Below are 18,391 nucleotides of genomic sequence, written 5' to 3' on the forward strand. Positions count from 1 at the left end.
GGTAGGCCGCGACCAGCCGGTCGGTCTCGGCCGGGGGGAGCCGGTCGAAGAACTCGGCGGCGGCGGCCGGCGCGGTGGTGGCCGGGTCGGGCAGGTCCTGGCCGTAGGAGTGGTCCTCGACCCAGGCGGCGCTGCCGGCCGGCGGGGTGGAGATGGCCAACTGCTCGGTGGCGGCGGCGGCCTGGGCGGCCGCCGCACCGGCGTCCGCGAGGACGGCGGCGCCCGCGAAGGCGCCGATCAGGACGTGCTTCCACCGTCGACGGCGCATCGCCTCAACTCCCAGAGAGTCCCGTCACCGTTCCCGGACGGGGCCCGAGGGTGGTACGACTGCCAACTTCCAGCGCAAGCCTAGGGGCCCGGAGGAGTGCTGGGCCCGCCTTAAACTGTGGGATGGGTCACATGAACGCGGGGTGTCCTCCGGGCGTTCCGTTCGTTCGCGGGGGAACCGGTCGCCGCCGAACGCTCCGCCCCCGCGGCCGGAGGGCGACGGGGGCGGAGGTGTGCGAGCGGGCCGGGGCGGCTCCGGCCCGGCCCGGGCGGGTCAGCCCAGTGAGTTCCAGGCGGAGCACGAGCGCGAGCCGCTGACCAGGCGGTCCGGGTGGCCGCTGCCGTCGGCCACCGAGATCCGGCGGTAGCTGTCGCCGTGGAAGACCCAGTACTCGCTCCTGCCGCCGGTCCGCTGACAGTCCGGGACGGGCAGGAAGCAGTTCACCGCGTCGACGCCGTTCAGCGAGCCCCACTGGGACAGCCCCCGGTCGGTGCGCTCCAGGACGTCGGTGTGGGCGGCGCCGTCGGCGATCGAGATCAGCCGGTACTGCTGGCGGCCGCCGGTGGTGTGGAAGCACCAGTACCAGCTCTTGCCGCCCACCCGCTGCTGGTCGGGGACGGGCAGGAAGCAGTCCACCCGGCCGACGCCGTTGAGCGAGTTCCAGGCGGTGAGGTCGCGGTCGGGGCGTTCCAGGGCGCCGGTGTGGCCGCTGCCGCAGGTGATCGAGACGGCCCGGTACTGCTGGCGGCCGCCGGTGCTGTGGAAGGCCCAGTACCAGCTCTTGCCGCCGGGGTTCTGCAGGTCGGGCATCGGCAGCAGGCAGTCGAGCCGGTCGATGCCCCGGAAGCAGGAGTGCTCGCCCAGCGCGGTGTCGCCCTTGACCACCTGATCGGTGTGGGCGGTGCCGTCGGCGACCGAGATCTTCCGGTAGCGGTCGCCGTGGCCGACCCAGAACTGGGTCCGGCCGCCGCGCCGCCACTGGTCGGGGACGGCCAGGAAGTCGTCGCACGGGTACGCCGGGCCGCCCGGGGCGGTGGTCTGCCCGCTCTGCTGGGTCTGCGTCTGGGTCTGCCCGTCGTTCTGCCCGTTCTGGCCGTTCTGGCCGTTCTGACCGGAGCCGGTGAGCCGCCCGTCGGCGAGGGCCCGCAGGGTGCTGAGGGAGGGCATGAAGGCGTACACCGAGCCGGTGGTCCGGACGAACTGGGCGAAGCTCAGCGCGGTGTGCTTGACCGTGCCGTCCGACTCCCGGCTCTCGAAGTCGACGTCGTCGGCCGCGAGGACGACCGGGTCCTTGCCGGGCTCAGGGTTGCGGCCGGGCGGGAAGTCCGACTGGTCCATCCAGTCGGCCTGGATGAACTCGAACTGCCGCTGGATGTCCGCCTGGTAGGAGATGAACAGCAGGCCGCGCGGGTCGTCGGGCCCGCCCGGGCCCTCCGAGGCCGGGTCGAACGGCGCCCCGTAGGGCGTGCCGCGGCGCATGATCCGGCGGCCGTCGAGGGCCTTGGCGTCGAACGGCGGGCGGCTGGGGTCCGGGGCCTGGAGGCCGGCCCGCGGGCTGGTCTTGCGCAGGTGCGACCAGAGCGGGGTGACCAGGCCCTCCAGGTCGTCCCGGAAGTCGAAGTCGTTGTCCGCCGCGGCCGCCGGGTTGTTGGGGACGTCCCGGTCCTGGAAGTGGCAGACCGGGGCGCCGGAGCGCCAGCGGCCGACCATCCGGGCGGCCAGCCACTCGGTGGTCGCCCCGTCCGGGACGGCCTTGGCGAGCCTGAGCTCCTTCAGCTTCACCGCGACCTGCGACCACCAGCCGGGGACGTCCTGGGCGAGGCGGCGGACCACCTGGAAGGAGCCGTTGCGGGCCCAGTCCGGGTACTGGTCCCTGGGGAAGCTGTTGGGGTCGTTCTCCAGGCCGCAGACGAACTCGCCGGCCGGGACGATCCGGGTGCCCGGGTGGCCCTCTACCTCCTCCGGCCGGTTCGGGTCGGGCCGGTCGAAGCCCCGGACGCCGGGCTCGCTGATGCCGTCCTTGAAGCCGAAGTGCTCCTTGCCCCGGCGACTGCCCAGCAGGGTCTGGGCGTTCTGCTGGTAGACGATCAGCACCCGGCACTCGGCGGCGGCGATGCGCTGGGCCTCGACGGCGGCCTGGAGGTCCTTCTCGGTGTCCGCCGAGAGCTTCAGCACGGCGTGCACCGGCTGGCCCTTCCCGTTGCCGAACAGCCAGCTCTCCGGCGAGTTGTCGCCGGTGTCGCCGAGCGCGCCGGCCCGCTTGGCCGAGCCCTCCTTGAACGCCTCCAGGCCGCTGCCGACCGGCGGGGCCTGCGGGAACGGGTCGGCGGTGGAGAGCATCCGCAGGCCCTCGTAGGTGAAGCTGATGCCCAGCCAGGTCGCGGTGAGGGTCTTGGGGTCGTCGCCGCCGGAGGTCCTGCGGGCCCGGCTGAAGGCGTCGTTGAACGCGGCGACCTCACGGGTGGTGGAGATCTGCGGGGTGAGCTGCCGGAGCCAGTCGCGGGCCCGGGCGGCGTCCTCGAACTTGAGGAACAGGACGCTGACGTTGTCCTTCTTGAAGCCGGCCAGGATGTCGCCCTGGATCTCGTCGCTCTCGCGAAGGTTCGGATCCGTTGCCATCGGGTGGGGGTCCTTTCGGGGTGGGGTCAGGCGGTGGGGCCGAGCTGGACCCACTTGGCGACGGAGGGCACGCCCTGGTCGTTGAGCAGGAAGAGCATGTACCAGCCGGGCGGCGCGGCCTTGGCGTCCGGCGGGGCCTGGAACTCCAGTCGGTTGCCGGCCCGGCTGGTGAGCCGCAGGTCGATGTGGCGCTGGCTGGTGTTCACCGAGTGGGTCGAGGTGGTCGGCGAGAGCAGGACGGCCTTGGCGGCCTGGCCCGGGGTGCCGGTGGTGACCTGGAAGTTCTTGTCGTAGCCGATGGGGCCGGTCGGGGCCCGGTCGAGCAGCGGCCGGTTGCCCTGGTGGAGGTAGGCCGGCTCGTAGATCTCGATGGTGCCGTCCATGGTGACCGGGCCGGTGGTGCCGGGGACGCCGCTCACCGTGCCGTTGACGTCCGGGTTGTTGGCGAGCTGCTGGAGTTCGTCGCCGGTGACCATGACGCGGCCGTCGGGCAGCACCACGGCGTTGGAGTGGTAGCCGCGCGGCAGCCGCTGGACCGGTCCGAGCTGCCAGTTCCCCTGGTCGTCGCGGAGTTCGACCTGGCGGTACTTGAGGTCGGCGTTCGGGTTGTACGGGCCGTTGCCGTAGTCGCGGATGTCGTACGCGCCGTTGACCGTCATCAGTCGGCCGTTGGGCAGCAGCAGGGTGTCGTCCTGGGTGCGGCCGAAGGCGCGGGGCTTCTCGGCGGTCCAGGCGCCGTTGGAGAAGCGCAGGGTGCTCGGGTTGTCCCGGTCGCCGCCGAGGACCAGGGCGGAGTCCGGGCCGTTGACGCCGCCGGGCAGCGGTACGGCCGAGCCGTAGTTGCGCTTGCGCCCGTCCGGGCGGGCGGTCAGGTCGGAGCGGGACTCGGCGACCGGGTCGAACTTCCACTGCTCGGAGGCCTGGCGGCCGAAGGCGTAGACGTTGCCGTCGTTGAGCGAGAACAGGTGCGGGTAGTCCAGGGTGAACGGGGCGTCGGCCTTGAACCGGTCGACCGGGGTGTTCTTCGGGGTGTCGGTCTTGAGCGAGGGCACCGGGTGGCCCTTGGCGGGGAAGCGCTCGACGACCGGGGTGGGGGTGCCCCAGCCGAGTTCGGACTGGCCGGACATGATCAGCTGCCGGCCGTCCGCGCCGGTCACCACCGAGGGGTACCAGCGGCCGACGGACATGTCGGGGTTGCGGGTCCAGGTCTCGGTCCACGGGTCGAAGATCAGCGAGAGCTTGGCACCGGTGCCGCCGTTGCCGCCGAGGTTGCCGCCGAAGACGCCGAGCATGCCGTTGGGCAGGAAGGAGTGGCCGGCGCAGAAGAACGGCGCGGGACGCGGCTGGTTCAGGCCGTCCGGCATGTCGACCACCGGCGGGGTGACCTGCTTGAAGGCGTTCTTGCCGTACCCCTGGGCCGGGTCCCAGAGGAAGGCCCGGCCGGCGTTCTCCTTCCCGGTGGTCTGGGTGGGGGCGGGCTCCTTCTCCGGGTTGGTCTCGATCCGCTCGAAGGAGAACAGCAGCACCTTGCCGGTGGGCAGCAGGGCGATGTGGTCGCCGAAGTCCGGGGAGGGGAAGTACTGGTTGAACGACCCGAAGGTCTCCGCGGCGAAGCCCTTGTTGTGGGTGGTCTGGGACTCCGTCAGCGCGTGCAGCCGGTTGGTGCGGGTGGTCTGGGGGTAGTCGCCGATGCCGCGGACGGCGGCGCGCAACCGGGCGTGCTCCTCGGCGTGTTCCTGGCCGAGTGCGGCGACCTCGTCGTCGCGCAGCTCGGCGAGCACCCGGGGGTCGGCGACCTTCGGGGCGGTGGCGGTCGGGTCGTCGGTGGTGCCGTGGCCGCCGGGGCCGTGGGCGGCGGCGGGGCCGGCGGTCAGCGCGCAGACCACGGCGGTGGCGAGGACGGCCGCGATGCGTCGGCCGGGCCGTGGCGGGGACAGGGACATGGAACTCCTCGGACGGGCAGGACCGCCCGGCGCGGGACGGCCGGGCGGGAACGGGGGATCGGGCCGGCGAGGGCGGTGCTCGATCGCCGACAGTCACAGGCCATCACGGTCCGTGGTGGTTCGCATGCGGAGTCACTGCGTTCGGCGGCGGCCGGACCAGCAAGCGGGTGAGCCGGTGGCGCGCGGACCGTCCGGTCCGCGCCCGCCGTACCGCTCCGCCGCGCCCCCGCCGGCCCGGCCGCTCAGACCACGCCGAGGGCGTACGCGGCGAAGAACGCCGCCGCCGCGCCGGCCGCCGCCTTGGCCGGCCGGGAGAGCGCCGTCCACGGGCCGTCGAACCGGCGGGTGAACCACCCGATCCCGATCAGCACCGCGCCGAACAGCGGGAGCAGCGCCAGTCGCAGCGCCACCCAGCCGAGCGAGTCCGGAGCCATCGTCAGCCCGGGCACCGCGCCGAAGGCGGCCGCGCCCGGCACCGCGACGGCGAGCATCGCGCTCTGGTGCCAGCAGAAGATCGTCATCGCGGAGAGGTTGACCGCCACCACCGGCAGCCAGAGCAGCGGACGGCCGGACAGCAGCCGGCCGAGCCGGTCGCGCAGCAGCACCGCCGCGCCGCACTGGACCGAGGCCAGCGCCAGGACCAGCAGCGACGGCGGGTGCGAGTTGGTCCGGGCGGCACCGGGCACCCCGACCATCGACGCCGGGTAGTGGAAGACCAGCAGCAGCGCCGCGAACAGCGCCGCGCCCCCGGCCAGCAGCAGCCGCGCCGTCGGCCGGCCCAGCCGGCCCTCGGCCCAGAGCACGCCCAGCTGGTAGCCGAACAGCCAGCCCGGCAGGATGTTCAGCAGCCCGACCCAGGACGGCACCGACTCCGCCCACGGCCCGTACCGCAGCAGGTCGACGACGGCGACCGCGGCGATCAGCAGGGCCGCCGACCAGCCGCCCAGCCGGAGGGCGGCGGCCGCGCAGAGCGGGGTGAGCGCGGTCAGCCCGAGGTAGACCGCGATGTACCAGAGCGGCTGCACCACCAGCGTCGACCCGGTCCGGACGGTGTCGGCGGGCACGCCGAGGCGCGGCAGCAGCGGGATCAGCAGCGCCCAGACGGCGGTCACCCCGAGCACCGGACGGAGCAGCCGCACTGCCCGGCCGCGCAGCCAGCCGGCGTGACCGGTGCCGCGGGCCTTGGCCCGGGCCAGCGAGCGGACCGCGGAGTGGCCTCCGACCAGGAAGAACACCCCGAGCAGTTGCAGCCCCCAGCTGGCCGGGGCGAAGAAGCCGAGCGCGGGGGAGGACAGCGGGCTGGCGTTGTGCAGGGCGCCGTCGGCGGAGCGGGTGAAGCCGCCGAGCAGCCAGTGGCCGACCGGGACGGCGAGCAGGGCGAGGGCGCGCAGGCCGTCCAGCGCGCGGTCGCGGCTCGCGGGGGTGCGGGCGTCCACCTGGCGGGCGGCGCGGTGCAGGGGGGCCAGCAGGGGAGTGGGCAGGGAACCGGGCATGACGAGGTCTCCGTTCGCGGGGTGCGGCGCGGCGGTCGGGGAGAGCGGAAGGAAGGGGCCCAGCGGCCGAGGGCTCAGAGCTGAGGGCTCAGAGGCCGAGGGCTCAGAGGCCGAGGACTCAGCGGCCGAGGGCGAGGTCGGCGAAGGCGGCCAGCGAGGCCGTGCCCGGGGCGAAGTAGCCGCTGTGGCCGTGCGAGCCGGTGGACGGCAGCGGCCGGGCGCCGAAGGCCGGGTCGGTCGGGTCGGCGCCGTGGCCGAGGCCGGTCGGCGCCGTGGCCGAGGCCGAACAGCCGGACGAACGGCACCCTGCCGATCCAGTCGGAGTCGTTGCGGGCGGTGGCCCAGAGCGGGACGCGCGGGTCGAGTTCGGCGGTCGAGCCGACGCCGAGGCCGGGCGAGCCGAGCACCACCACACCGGAGGCCAGGTCCGGGCCCGGCTTGGCCAGCCCGCAGACCACCGAGCCGTAGCTGTGGCAGAACACCGTGGGCGGGGCGTCCGGGCGGGTGCTGACGGCGAGTCCGTCCAGCAGCCGGGTCAGCCTCCCGGCGCCGGCCCGGGCCAGTTGCTCGGTGGCGGCGTCCGGGCCCAGGCCGAGCGGAGTGGTGTAGCCGGCCCAGGCGATCACCGCGGTCCGTCCGCCGGTCGCCCCGTACAGGGCGCGGGCCATTCCGACCGGGGTGCCGTAGGGGTCGCCGGCCCGGTCGAAGGTGCGCAGGTCGATGTCGGATCCGGGGACGACTACCGCGACCCGTCCGGCGGTGGCGAGCTCGCCGAAGACCTCGGCGACCAGGCCCCGGCCGCGCGGGTCGAAGGCCAGGAACCGGCGCGGACCGCCGGGCGCCGCCCCGTCGAGCAGGGCGCGGTAGTGCTCCGCGCGCTCCCGGGCGGTGGCGTGGTCCTGCGGGGTGAGTGCCGGGTCGACGGCCCGGGCCGCGGCGCGGTCGCGTTCGGCGGCGATCGCCCGGGTGTTGGCCCGCAGCCGCAGCTCGACGGGCGCGCCGTCCAGGTTGCCGACCACCAGCGGGTGGCGGACGGCCAGCGCCTCCCGGGCGGCGGGCGGCAGCCGGGCGAAGAAGGCGGCCACCTCGGCGGGCCGGGCGGTGGCCGGGTCGGGCAGCGGCAGGCCGAGGGTGGTGTCGGCGACCCACTCGGCGCTGCCGGGCGGCGGCCCGGTCACCGCCCGCTCGCCGCCGGCGGCCCAGCCGCCCACGCCCAGCGCTGCGACCAGTGCCAGCGCGGCGGCGACCGCCGTGCGTCGGATTCGCTGCTTCCCCATGTCCGTTCCCTCCCGGGCCGTTCGGCTTCGACAGGAGGGGACGGTAGGAACGAGGTGGCCCCGCGGACGTCACACCGCGGGGCCAACTCCCGGGTGCTACCCGGGTATCAGGAGGTTCTCCCCCGGGGGAGAACCCCACCGGGGGCCGGAGGCGGGCGTCATTGCCCGGGCGTCACCAGGCCGGACTCGTAGGCGAGCACCACCGCCTGGGCACGGTCGCGCAGGTCCAGCTTGGCCAGGATCCGGCCGATGTGGGTCTTCACGGTCTGCTCGGCGAGGACCAGCCCGGCGGCGATCTCCTGGTTGGACAGGCCGCGGGCGATCAGCTCCAGCACCTCGGTCTCACGCGGCGTCAGGCCGTTGAGCCGCAGCTTCGGGTCCCGGCGCCGGGCCGGCCGGGTGCGGGCGAAGTCCTCGATCAGCCGGCGGGTCACCGAGGGCGCGAGCAGCGCCTCGCCGGCCGCCACCACCCGGACGGCGGCGATGAGGTCGGCCGGCGGCGCGTCCTTGAGCAGGAAGCCGCTGGCGCCGGCCCGCAGCGCCTCGTAGACGTAGTCGTCGACGTCGAAGGTGGTGAGCATCAGCACCTTGGGGCGGTGGGCGCCGGGCACGGCCGGGTCGAGCAGCCGCCGGGCGGCCTCCAGGCCGTCCATGACCGGCATCCGGACGTCCATCAGCACGACGTCCGGGTGGGTGCGGCCGGTCACCTCCAGGGCCTGCGCGCCGTCCGCCGCGTCCCCCACCACGTCGATGTCGCTCTGCGCGCCCAGCAGGGCGGCGAATCCGGCCCGTACCATCGCCTGGTCGTCGACGATGATCACGCGGATGGTCATACGGTGCTCTCCCCCGGGGGCGTTCTACGGTTCGGCCGGCGTCCCGTCCGGATCGGGGGACGCGGTGCCGCTCGGCCGGCTGTCCTGCGACCGAGTATCCGTCAGACCGGTGACGGGCAGGACGGCGGCCACCCGGAAGCCGCCGTCCGCCAGCGGGCCGGTGTCCAGCCGCCCGCCCAGCAGCCGGACCCGTTCCCGCATGCCGACCAGCCCGTGGCCGGTGCCCTCGGCCGAGCCCTCCAGTGACCCGGTGCGCTCGGGCGGGGCCGCGTTGACCACGGTGACCAGCAGGGACTCCCCGGTGGCGGTCAGCGAGACCCAGGCCCTGGCGCCCGGGGCGTGCCGGACCACATTGGCCAGCGCCTCCTGGACGATCCGGTGGACGGAGAGGCCGACGGCCGGGGGCAGCGCGTCGTCCGTCAGCTCCGGGTCGAGGGCGAGTTCGGCCGCCACCCCGGCCCGGCGCACCGTGTCGACGAGCTGGGCCAGCTGGCCGATCCCCGGTTGGGGCGCCGTCTCGGCGCCGGAGTCCTCGCTGCGCAGCACGCCGAGCAGCCGCCGCATCTCGGTCAGCGACTCCCGGGCCGTCCCGGCGATCGCGGTGAACTCCTCCGCCGCCTCGTCCGGGACCCCGGCGATCCGGTACGGCGCGCTGGCCGCCTGCACGGCGATCACCGACATGTGGTGGGCGACCACGTCGTGCAGCTCGCGGGCGATCCGGGCGCGCTCCTCCAGCAGGGTGCGCCGCTCGCGCTCGGCCTCGCTGATGTGCTCCTGCTCCGCGAGCCGCCGGGCGGCCTCGGCGCGCTCGCGCAGCGCCCCGCCGAGCACCAGGACGGCGCCGGTCAGGGCGGTGGCGAGCAGGTTGTCGTCCCCGCCGAACCGGTCGGTGAAGCCCAGCAGGGACATCGCCAGGCCGGCCGCCGCGGTCGTCAGCCAGACCGCGACCAGGGTCCGCCGGGGCTCGCGCAGGGCCAGCGGCAGCATCAGGAGGAGGTAGCCGACCAGCACCGGCGGCGGCCACGGCCAGGGGCCGGTGGGGCCGGTGCCGACGAAGAGGACCGCCAGCGCGGTCAGCAGGCCGGCGCCGCCGATCATCCACCAGGCGGGCAGCGGCCGGGTCGGGGCGAGCAGCAGCGGCACCGTCTGGGCCACCGAGAGGGCGGCGGCCAGGCCGACGGAGATCCCGTAGTCGCTGCTGAGCACGTTGATCCCGGTGGGCAGCAGCGAGGCGATCGCGGCCACGGCGGCGAGGTGCGGGAGGCGGCGGACCCAGCGGCGCGGGGACTGGCCCAGCAGCGGGGCGTGGTCCGCGGAGGGGCGGGTCAGCGGGGCGAGCAGCGCGCGCACCGGACCGGCCGGGGCGGGCCCGGCGAACGGCTTGATCATCCGGTCAGCCTAGGGCGGGCGGGGTCGGCGGGCGTCCCCCCGGGGTGCCGGGTCCCCCGTAGTACCCCGGTAGGGGGTGGGCGGGCCGGTGGCTCAGGAGCGCCAGTCGCCGACCAGGGCCGGGCCGAGCTGGTCCAGATGGCGGTCGATCAGCGCGATCATGCCCTCCGGTCCGACGTCCTCCTGGTCGGAGGTCCAGGACAGGTGGGCGGCGCGCAGCACGGCGCCGAACGCGGCCGCGAGGACGGCGGGCCGCAGGTCCTCGGCCGGGTCGAGGCCCTCGCGCTCGGCGAGCACCCGGATCACCACGCGCTCCTGCTCGGCGACCCGGCGCAGGTGGGCGGCGAGCAGGGTGGGGGTGTCCTCGATCATCCGGATGAGCTCCAGCGCGGCGTTCACCGAGCACGGTCCGGTGGGGTGGGCGGAGCCGCGCTCGCGCCAGGAGCCGACGATCGCGGCCCGCAGCGCCCGCAGCGGGCCCTCCTCGGCGGGGCGGGCCCGCAGCAGCTCGATGAAGTGGTCCTCGGCCTCGGCGAGGACGGCGAGGGCGACCTCGTCCTTGTTGGCGAAGTAGCGGAAGAAGGTGCGCTGCGAGACGTCGACCGCGGAGGCGATCTCGTCGACCGTGGTGCTGGCGAACCCCTGCCCGAGGAAGAGCCGGTGCGCGGCCTCGATGAGGGCGTCCCGGGTGCGCTGCTTCTTCCGCGCGCGCAGCCCGGGCTCCGGGGCGGCGGCGGGAGGAGCGGACTGAGCGGCCATGGCGGGCGCCTTCCGGAGGGTGATCGGGCTGGTGTTCCGGAGGCTACTGTAGCCCTCTGACAAATGGCAGGCGGTGGCAGAAGGCAGTGTTTGCCGAATGTCAGCTGCTGACATAATCTGCCGGAGTGGCGCCCGTCGGGCCGGGTACTCGTGGGGACGGGTGGGCCGGGGCGCCACGACCATGTCCGTGCGCAGTCAGCCCCGGAGGGCCCCAGATGAGTCAGTCCCTCACCAAGAGCGCCACGGCGGACACACCGCCGTCCGGCACTTCGCCGGGTGGGAGGAGCCTCCAGGGACACCCCTGGCTGACCCTGCTCACCGTCGCCGTCGGCGTGATGATGGTCGCCCTGGACGGCACGATCGTCGCCATCGCCAACCCGGTGATCCAGGCCGACCTCAACGCCGCGCCCTCCGAGATCCAGTGGGTGACCAGCGGCTACCTGCTGGCCCTCGCGGTCTTCCTGATCACGGCCGGCAAGATCGGCGACCGGTTCGGCCACAAGAGCACCTTCCTGGTCGGCGCGGTCGGCTTCGCCGCCACCTCGGCCGCGATCGGCTTCGCCGGCAACATCCAGACCGTGATCGCCTGCCGCGTGCTCCAGGGCCTGTTCGGCGCGCTGCTCCAGCCGGCCGCGCTCGGCCTGCTGCGCGGGGCCTTCCCGGCCGAGAAGCTCAACATGGCGATCGGCATCTGGGGCGGGGTGATCGGCGCCTCCACCGCGGCCGACCGCGGCCGGCCCGATCGTCGGCGGCCTGCTGGTCGAGCACGTCAGCTGGGAGTCGGTGTTCTTCATCAACATCCCGGTCGGCCTGCTGGCGCTGGGCCTCGGCCTGTGGATCCTCAAGGACGTGCGGGCCGAGAATGCCGCCAGGTCCTTCGACGTCCCGGGCATCGTGCTGCTCTCGGTGGCGATGTTCGCGCTGGTCTTCGGCATCATCAAGGCCCCCGAGTGGGGCTGGGGCGACACCAGGACGGTGCTGTTCCTGGGCGGCGCGGTGGTGCTGATGGTGCTCTTCGCGCTCTGGCAGGGCAAGGCCCGCGAGCCGCTGATCCCGCTCGGCCTGTTCCGCTCGGTGCCGCTGTCGGCGGGCGTCCTGCTGATGGTCCTGATGGCCTTCTCGTTCTTCGGCGCGATCTTCTTCGTGACCTTCTACCTGCAGAACGTGCACGGTATGACGCCGGTCCAGGCGGGCGTCCACCTGCTGCCGATGACCGGAATGATGATCATCGGCTCGCCGGTGGCCGGCATCGCGATCGGCAAGCTGGGCCCGCGCGTCCCGATCGTGGCCGGCATGCTGATCACCACCGTCGCGATGTTCGGCATGTCCACCCTGGACTCCGGCTCGGGCAACGGCGTGATGGCGCTCTGGTTCGTGCTGATGGGCCTGGGCATCAGCCCGGTCATGGTCGGCGCCACCGAGGTCATCGTCGGCAACGCGCCGATGGAGCTGTCCGGTGTCGCCGGCGGCCTCCAGCAGTCGGCGATGCAGGTCGGCGGCAGTCTCGGCACCGCCGTGCTGGGCGCGCTGATGGCCGCCAAGGTCACCGACGTGCTGCCCGGCAACTGGGCCGACGCGGGCCTGCCCCCGGTCGAGCCGGGCCAGGCCGAGGGCCTCAACCAGGCCGCCCAGCTCGGCATCGCCCCGCCCGCCCCGGCCGGTACCCCGCAGCAGGTGGTCGACGCGATGGCCGGCGCCGTCCACGACTCCTTCGTCAGCGGGATGTCGCTGGCCTTCGCGGTCGCCTCGGTGGTCGCCTTCGCCGCCGCCGTGCTCGGACTGCTGACCCGCCGCGGCACCACCGAGGCCGGTCCCGCCGTCCACATCTGAGCAGCCCCCTGCCCCCGCCGGGCCCCGGCCCCGGACCGTTCCCGCGGTCCGGGGCCGGTGTGCTTCCGCGGCCCGGAGGGGTCGCGGCGGCGCGGAGGGGTCGCGGCGGCGCGGCGTCAGGAGGTGGGGCAGTCCAGCGAGGGGTCGGTCTCGGCGGCGGCCCAGCAGGCCTCGGCCCGCTGCCAGTACTCCTCCTCGGAGAGGGTGGCGGACGGGCTCGGTGCGGGCAGCACCTGGCTGGGGCCGAAGTGGCCGCCGCCGCTCCCGCCACTGCCACCGGCCGGCGGGGCGGTCGGGGTCCGGGTCGGGCCGGGGGCCGTGGTCGCGGCCCCGGCGTCGCCGGTTCCGCCGGTCCCGGCGGTCGGCGGGACCGCCGGTGCGGTCGGCCCGGTGGACGGCGCGGGCTGCGGCGCGGTGGGCGGAGGTGTCGACCCGGACCGGTCCGGGGCCGGTGCCGACGGCGGGGCCGACGCGGGCGGGCCGGGGCTGCCCGCCGGGACCTCGGCGGCGACCAGCCCGAGGGCCGGCGGCCGGGCCGGGGCGCCGGGAGCCACGGGGAGGCCGGGAGCGGTGGGGGAGGACGCGGCCGGTTCGGCGGGCCCGTCCGGGGTGTTCGGGGCGGGCGGCGGCGCGGACGGTCCGGGCGCCTCGGGACCCGCTGGTCCTTCGGGCCCGGCGGACTCGGCCGGTCCGGGCACGGTTCGCGGCGCCGTCGGCACCGGCACCGGCACCAGTTCGACCACGGCCCGGTCCGAGGGGGCCGGCAGGGCTACCGACGGCCCGCCGATCTCCTCCGGAGCGGGCAGCAGCTGGGACAGCAGGGCGCCGGTCGTCACCCCGACCAGCACCGCCAGGGGAAAGGCCCCCGTCCTCGGTGTGCGCACGGTACCCGGCCCCCTCCCCACGCCCCCTCGGGACACCTTAAGGGTGACTCTCGGGAAGGTTAAGAGGCAGCCGGAGCGCTCCGGGGAACGGCGAAGGGCCGGTCCCCCCGCACACGGCGGGGGGACCGGCCCTCAGGGGATCAGCGGGGCGCTCAGGCCTCGCCGCCCGCGGCGCCCGGGTCGGCCGCCGCCACGTCGAGCAGCTGGTAGCGGTCGATCGCGTCCTTCAGCGCGCTGCGGTCGATCTTGCCCTGCTTGGCGAGCTCGGTGAGCACGCTCAGCACGACCGACTGCGCGTCGATGTGGAAGAAGCGACGGGCCGCACCGCGGGTGTCGGCGAAGCCGAAGCCGTCGGCACCCAGCGACTGGTACTGGCCCGGCACCCAGCGGGAGATCTGGTCCGGCACCGCGCGCATCCAGTCGGACACGGCGACGAACGGACCCTCGGCGCCCTGGAGCTTGCTGGTCACGTACGGGACGCGCTGCTGCTCCTCGGGGTGCAGCAGGTTGAACTCCTCGGCCTCCACCGCGTCGCGGCGCAGCTCGTTCCAGGAGGTCGCGGACCAGACGTCGGCCTTGACGTTCCACTCCTCGGCCAGGATCCGCTGGGCCTCCAGGGCCCACGGCACGGCCACGCCGGAGGCGAGGATCTGGGCCGGGATCTGGCCGGCGGTGCCGGGGGCGTACCGGTGCAGACCCTTGAGGATGCCCTCGACGTCCACGTTCTCCGGCTCGGCCGGCATCTTGATCGGCTCGTTGTAGACGGTCATGTAGTAGAACACGTCCTCGCCGTGCGGGTGCTCGGCGCTGGAGCCGTACATCCGGCGCAGGCCGTCCTGCACGATGTGCGCGATCTCGAAGCCGTACGCCGGGTCGTACGCGACGACGCCGGGGTTGGTCGAGGCCAGCAGGTGCGAGTGGCCGTCGGCGTGCTGCAGGCCCTCACCGGTCAGCGTGGTGCGGCCGGCGGTGGCGCCGATCACGAAGCCGCGGGCCAGCTGGTCGGCCATCTGCCAGAACTGGTCACCGGTGCGCTGGAACCCGAACATCGAGTAGAAGACGTAGACCGGGATCAGCGGCTCGCCGTGGGTGGCGTAGGACGAGCCGGCGGCGATCAGCGAGGCGGTACAGCCCGCCTCGGAGATGCCGTCGTGCAGCATCTGGCCGGTCGGCGACTCCTTGTAGGCCAGCAGCAGGTCGCGGTCGACCGACTCGTAGGTCTGGCCCAGCGGGTTGTAGATCTTCGCCGACGGGAACAGCGAGTCCATGCCGAAGGTGCGGTACTCGTCGGGCGCGATCGGCACGAAGCGGTTGCCGATGCCCTTGTCCCGCATGAGGTCCTTGAGCACCCGGACGAACGCCATGGTGGTGGCGATGGTCTGGTTGCCGGAGCCCTTCTTGACCGCCTTGTAGGCGTCGTCGCCCGGGAGCTCCAGCTGCCGCGGCCGCACCTTGCGGGTCGGCACGTAGCCGCCCAGCTCCTTGCGGCGGTCGTGCATGTACTGGATCTCCTCCGAGTCCTTGCCCGGGTGGTAGTAGGGCGGGTAGCCCTCGTCCAGCTGCTTGTCGGTGATCGGCAGGTGCAGCCGGTCACGGAAGCGCTTGAGGTCCTCGACCGTCAGCTTCTTCATCTGGTGGGTCGCGTTGCGGCCCTCGAAGTTGGGGCCGAGCGTCCAGCCCTTGACCGTCTGGGCGAGGATGACCGTCGGCTGGCCCTTGTGCTCGCGGGCCGCCTTGTACGCCGCGTAGACCTTGGCGTGGTCGTGGCCGCCGCGGCCCAGGTGCTGGATCTGCTGGTCGGTCATGTTCTCGACCATCTTGCGCAGCCGCAGGTCGCCGCCGAAGAAGTTGTCCCGGATGTACGCGCCGGACTCGGTGGCGTAGGTCTGGAACTGGCCGTCCACCGTGGTGTTCAGCTTGTTCACCAGGACGCCGTCGCGGTCCTGGGCGAGCAGCGGGTCCCAGCTGCGGTCCCAGACCAGCTTGATGACGTTCCAGCCGGCGCCGCGGAACTGCGACTCCAGCTCCTGGATGATCTTGCCGTTGCCGCGGACCGGGCCGTCGAGGCGCTGCAGGTTGCAGTTGACCACGAAGGTGAGGTTGTCCAGGCCCTCGCGGGCGGCCAGGGACAGCTGGCCGAGCGACTCGGGCTCGTCCATCTCGCCGTCGCCCAGGAAGGCGTAGACGTGCGAGTCGGAGGTGTCCTTGATGCCGCGGTGCTCCAGGTAGCGGTTCATCCGGGCCTGGTAGATCGCGCCGAGCGGGCCGAGGCCCATCGAGACGGTCGGGAACTCCCAGAAGTCCGGCATCAGCCGCGGGTGCGGGTAGCTGGAGAGGCCGTAGGGGGCCTTCGACTTCTCCTGGCGGAAGGCGTCGAGCTGCTGCTCGGTGAGCCGGTCCAGCAGGAAGGCACGGGCGTAGATGCCGGGGGAGGCGTGCCCCTGGAAGAAGATCTGGTCGCCGGACTCGCCCTCGGCGTCCTTGCCCCGGAAGAAGTAGTTGAAGCCGACGTCGTAGAGCGACGCGGAGGAGGCGAAGGTGGCGATGTGCCCACCAACCCCGATACCCGGGCGCTGCGCCCGGGAGACCATCACCGCGGCGTTCCAGCGGGTCGCGTTCAGGATCTTGCGCTCGATCTCCTCGTTACCGGGGAAGAACGGCTCGTCCTTGGTGGCGATGGTGTTGACGTAGTCCGTGCTGCGCATCTCGGGCACGGCGACACGCTTCTCGCGGGCGCGCTCGATCAGCCGCAGCATCAGGTAACGGGCACGCTCACGCCCCCGCTCGTCGATTGCCGCATCGAGCGACTCCAGCCATTCCGCGGTCTCCTCGGGATCGAAGTCCGGGACCTGACTCGGAAGGCCGCCAATGATGATCGGGTTGCGATCGGATCCGGAAGCCACGCTGTTCCTTCACTGTCGGTCGAAACTGAGGTGTGTCGCGCCGCCTCCATCGTGCTACCGCGCTCGGAGATCCGTCATCTCTACCGATCGGTAACCGTTCCGCCCAACAGAAGGAACGGTCTGGCGATGTGCGGTTCGGACAGCGTCGTCCGTGCCGCACACCCCCGGGTGTTACGAACAGAGGTGGTCCGACCTGGTTTCCCGCCCGTCCGATGGCGGACGGCCGGGGTGAGGGCCAACAGGAGACTCTACGCCCGCGTACGCGCGGACCCGAATGCTGTTCGCATCTCGGGCGTGCGTACGGCCTGTGGACCGGGACCTCCCGAAGCATCCTTGTCTTGTGCAGAGAAGGGCAAATCGGTGTGATTCCCGACACGTCGCCCGGCGTGTTCCCGTGCGACACGTCAACCTTTGGAGGGGATCGGGGGTCGGGTACTTGCGCGAACCGCCGCGCCCGTGTGGACTACGGCCACAGCCTCGGCATGGACGCCGGGCCGAATACTGGAGGTTATTCCCGTGAGCGCGACCGCGGACCCCGCGGACAAGTCCAACCCGGCAGCCCGTCTCGGCTTCGACGAGGGCCAGATCATCCAGGAGCTGGGGTACGACGAAGACAGTGACCAGGACCTCCGCGAGGGCATCGAGGAGATCACCGGGACGGATCTTGTCGACGAGGACTACGACGACGTCGCAGACGCCGTCCTGCTGTGGCACCGCGACGACGACGGAGACCTCACCGACTCCCTCGTCGACGCCCTGGAATACCTGGCGGAGGGCGGCCTGATCTGGCTGCTGACGCCCAAGACCGGACGTGACGGCCACATCGAGGCCTCGGACATCGCCGATGCCGCGAAGACCGCGGGCCTCTCCCAGACCAGCTCGATCGCGATCGCCAAGGACTGGGCCGCGACCCGCCTGGCGACCAAGTCGACGGCCAAGCCGGCCAAGCGCTGAGTCCTGCCCGACGGCCGCACCGGGCCCCGCCGGAGTCTCCCTCCGGCGGGGCCCGGTCCGTTTCCCCGGACGGCCGTCCGGGGGTGCCCCGGAGGGTGCCTGGACCCGGACGGCCGAACCGTTCGCCCAGGGCGAAAGCGGTGGCCCCGGACGGCGCAGCCCTCACCCGTTCGGCTCAACCGGGCTCGGCGAATGCGAGGATGGCGCTCGCCGCGTCACCCGCGCGGCCCAGTCGCGTCGAGTGGGAAAGGTCACCGCATGGCCATCGAGATCGGCACCGAGGCTCCGGACTTCGAGCTCAAGAACCAGCACGGCGAGCCGGTCCGGCTCTCCGACTTCCGGGGCGAGAAGAACGTCGTCGTGGTCTTCTACCCGTTCGCGTTCACCGGTGTCTGCACCGGCGAGGTCTGCGCGATCCAGAAGGAGCTGCCGCGCCTGCAGAACGACGAGGTCCAGGTGCTGGGCGTGTCCAACGACTCGCCGTTCAGCCAGCGGATCTTCGCCGAGCAGGAGGGCCTGGACTTCCCGCTGCTCTCCGACTTCTGGCCGCACGGCGAGGTCTCCCGCGCCTACGGCGTCTTCGACGAGACGAAGGGCTGCGCCGTCCGCGGCACCTTCGTGATCGACAAGGCCGGCGTGGTCCGCTGGAGCGTCGTGAACGGCCTGCCGGACGCCCGTGACGAGCAGGAGTACCTGGCGGCCCTCGGCGCGCTCTGAGCCCTCCGGGGCGCCCCGGTCCGCGCGGTTCCCCGGCGTGCTCCGGGGCGTCGCGGGCACCGGGTCCACGCGGTTCCCCGGCGCGGACGGGAACCCCGCACTACGATCGGTCCGTTGGCTGGTCAGAGGCTCGGGGCGGTTCGCCGCCGGAGTTTCGGACCGCACCACGGGGGCACCGAGGAGTGCCTCCCGAATCTTGGAGGACAAGTGGGTGTCAGCCTGAGCAAGGGCGGCAATGTCTCGCTCACCAAGGAGGCCCCGGGCCTGACCGCCGTACTGGTCGGCCTCGGCTGGGACGTCCGTACCACCACGGGCACGGACTTCGACCTGGACGCCAGCGCTCTGCTCTGCAACGACCAGGGCAAGGTCGGCGCGGACGGCAACTTCGTCTTCTTCAACAACCTGAAGAGCCCGGACGGCTCGGTCGAGCACACCGGTGACAACCTCACCGGTGAGGGCGAGGGCGACGACGAGGCGATCAAGGTCAACCTGGCGACCGTGCCGGCCGACGTGCAGAAGATC

General features: G+C 73.4%; 11 protein-coding genes and 3 pseudogenes. 4 read left to right on the plus strand and 10 right to left on the minus strand.

Going from position 1 to position 18,391, the window contains the following annotated elements:
* The 8 genes and pseudogenes from VR45_RS05400 to VR45_RS05435 all read right to left on the minus strand — a co-directional run.
* A pseudogene (locus tag VR45_RS05400) lies at positions 1-268 on the minus strand (hypothetical protein); the annotation flags it as partial.
* A 273-nt stretch (positions 269-541) separates the two neighbouring features.
* Complete coding sequence (locus VR45_RS48365; protein ID WP_052708855.1) at positions 542-2,887, minus strand: Dyp-type peroxidase; 2,346 nt, start codon at positions 2,885-2,887, stop codon at positions 542-544.
* 26 nt (positions 2,888-2,913) lie between these two features.
* On the minus strand, positions 2,914-4,830 hold the full coding sequence (locus tag VR45_RS05410; RefSeq protein WP_234325844.1) for a galactose oxidase early set domain-containing protein: 1,917 nt from the start codon (positions 4,828-4,830) through the stop codon (positions 2,914-2,916).
* 242 nt (positions 4,831-5,072) lie between these two features.
* Complete coding sequence (locus VR45_RS05415; RefSeq protein ID WP_045938520.1) at positions 5,073-6,323, minus strand: acyltransferase; 1,251 nt, start codon at positions 6,321-6,323, stop codon at positions 5,073-5,075.
* 118 nt (positions 6,324-6,441) lie between these two features.
* Positions 6,442-7,600: pseudogene (locus VR45_RS05420) on the minus strand (alpha/beta hydrolase).
* A 158-nt stretch (positions 7,601-7,758) separates the two neighbouring features.
* Positions 7,759-8,433 (minus strand): response regulator transcription factor, encoded by a 675-nt coding sequence (locus tag VR45_RS05425; RefSeq protein ID WP_030395846.1) that lies wholly within the window; start codon positions 8,431-8,433, stop codon positions 7,759-7,761.
* A gap of 24 nt (positions 8,434-8,457) precedes the next feature.
* Positions 8,458-9,822 carry a sensor histidine kinase gene (locus VR45_RS05430; protein ID WP_045938521.1) on the minus strand — a complete coding sequence of 455 codons (1,365 nt, stop codon included), beginning with the start codon at positions 9,820-9,822 and terminating at the stop codon, positions 8,458-8,460.
* A gap of 93 nt (positions 9,823-9,915) precedes the next feature.
* Positions 9,916-10,581, minus strand: coding sequence for a TetR family transcriptional regulator (locus VR45_RS05435; RefSeq protein WP_045938522.1), 666 nt, complete (start codon positions 10,579-10,581; stop codon positions 9,916-9,918).
* Between the two features lie 335 nt (positions 10,582-10,916).
* Here VR45_RS05435 and VR45_RS05440 point away from each other — a divergent pair.
* Positions 10,917-12,411, plus strand: a pseudogene (locus VR45_RS05440) (MFS transporter).
* A gap of 116 nt (positions 12,412-12,527) precedes the next feature.
* Here the strand turns inward: VR45_RS05440 and VR45_RS05445 are convergent.
* Both VR45_RS05445 and aceE read right to left on the minus strand, forming a co-directional pair.
* A complete protein-coding gene (locus tag VR45_RS05445; RefSeq protein WP_159394117.1) occupies positions 12,528-13,295 on the minus strand; it encodes a hypothetical protein in 768 nt (255 codons plus the stop codon).
* Between the two features lie 152 nt (positions 13,296-13,447).
* The gene (gene aceE, locus VR45_RS05450; protein ID WP_045938524.1) at positions 13,448-16,198 is read right to left on the minus strand and encodes a pyruvate dehydrogenase (acetyl-transferring), homodimeric type; all 2,751 of its coding nucleotides are present in this window, start codon (positions 16,196-16,198) and stop codon (positions 13,448-13,450) included.
* A gap of 516 nt (positions 16,199-16,714) precedes the next feature.
* Between aceE and VR45_RS05455 the strand changes: the two genes are divergently transcribed.
* The 3 genes from VR45_RS05455 to VR45_RS05465 form a co-directional block, all read left to right on the plus strand.
* Entirely contained in the window at positions 16,715-17,152 is a 438-nt protein-coding gene (locus VR45_RS05455) for a DUF3052 domain-containing protein (protein ID WP_030395852.1), read from the plus strand.
* Between the two features lie 258 nt (positions 17,153-17,410).
* Positions 17,411-17,869: a peroxiredoxin gene (locus VR45_RS05460; RefSeq protein WP_045938525.1), complete on the plus strand. Its 459-nt coding sequence runs from the start codon at positions 17,411-17,413 to the stop codon at positions 17,867-17,869.
* 207 nt (positions 17,870-18,076) lie between these two features.
* Positions 18,077-18,391, plus strand: a 315-nt coding sequence (locus tag VR45_RS05465; RefSeq protein ID WP_045938526.1) for a TerD family protein, incomplete at its 3' end; no start/stop codon positions are given.

The sequence above is a fragment of the Streptomyces sp. NRRL S-495 genome (assembly GCF_000966955.1).
Lineage (GTDB): Bacteria > Actinomycetota > Actinomycetes > Streptomycetales > Streptomycetaceae > Kitasatospora > Kitasatospora purpeofusca.